General features: G+C 58.3%; 1 protein-coding gene. It reads left to right on the top strand.

All coding sequences use genetic code 11. The features are described from left to right. Positions 1-94 precede the first annotated feature (94 nt). Positions 95-1405, top strand: a 1311-nt coding sequence (locus BVER_RS28980) for a DNA cytosine methyltransferase (RefSeq protein WP_157056306.1), incomplete at its 3' end; no start/stop codon positions are given.

The raw sequence follows: 1405 nt of genomic DNA, 5'->3' as shown, positions 1-1405 counted from the left end.
CGCTGCTGCATAGCGGCCGCGCGGCGTTCGGCGCTGCGGGCTACGCCCTTCGCGCCGCACGTCGCACAGAAGGATCAACTGAAACCACCGGCATCTGATTTCTGCACAACTTGACGCACACAACTCCTCGGTACTCGAGTCAGAGGCAGGTCGACAAGCCATCTGTGCAGCGGCCCCAGACGTTCTCGTAGGTGGCTTTCCTTGCCAGGACTATTCGGTTGCAAAGCCGCTTTCAATGTCGAAAGGCCTAGCCGGAAAAAAAGGGGTTCTCTGGTGGTCCATCGGGGAGCTCTTGCGGCAGCGCCTCGAAGACAATAAGCCTGTCCGATATCTCATTCTCGAGAACGTTGACCGCCTTATCGCCTCCCCTGCTCAGTGCAAGGGTCAAGACTTCGCCACCGTACTGAGCACGCTCCACGGACTTGGCTATGCAGTAGAGTGGAGAATCGTGAACGCAGCAGACTACGGGTTCCCACAAAAGCGGCGACGTGTTTTCATCGTTGGATATCACCGCTCCACGGCGATGTATCGGTCTATGCAAACCAAGCTGGAGCACAACGCTCTCGCGTGGAATCAAGAGGGAGTCTTGCAGACTGCCCTACCATGCAACTTAGTGCAGCCTCTCGATGGAGCCTCTCCAGCACTGTCCGTTTCGAATGACCCGTTCACAACCCAGTTGGGCTATCGACCTCTCTCGAACGGAACGTCACGCTTTGCGAATAGCGGCCTGATGCTGGATGGGCAAGTCTGGACCGCGAAGTCTTGTGCTTCCGACGTTGAAGACTACCAGCCGTACACGGGCCACGTCGCACCTTTGACACTTGGGGACGTCGTGCGCAAAACTATCGGCGTGCCTGAATCTTTCTACTTGGATGAGGACTCGGAGCTTCGTTGGAAAGCCGCGAAAAGCGCCAAGCGTATCCCGCGAGAGAAGAACGGATTTAGCTATGAGTACACCGAAGGCGCGATGGCATTTCCGGACCTTCTCAGTCGCCCGTCGAGGACAATCATTACATCCGAAGGCGGCGCAACTGCCACCCGGACGAAACACGTCGTCGCAACGTCAAGTGGAAGGCTTCGACGCCTTACGCCCGAAGAGCTGGAAGACCTGAATGGCTTTCCGCACGGCTTCACCGAGCTCAGCGGCATATCGGATACGAAGCGCGCCTTCTTGATGGGAAATGCGCTTGTTACCGGACTTGTCACCCCATCGGCGAAGCACTATTTCGCGAACATAACCGCGCTGCGTGAGGCACGCATGCAATGCACTAGCGTGGCGACGAACTGGGAAGCAAGCCAAGTTCGTCGTCGAGTCGTGAGTGCTCACTTCTGCGGCCCGCTCGCATGGTTGGAGGTAGAAGCGGGTTGGGGGGGGGGGGGTAGGGAGGGGGAAGGGGGGGGGGGG

Origin of the sequence: Candidatus Burkholderia verschuerenii, assembly GCF_001189365.1 — a bacterium.
Lineage (GTDB): Bacteria > Pseudomonadota > Gammaproteobacteria > Burkholderiales > Burkholderiaceae > Caballeronia > Caballeronia verschuerenii.
The sequence above is the reverse complement of the archived record's forward strand: the minus strand, read 5'-3'. Positions and strand labels throughout refer to the sequence as shown.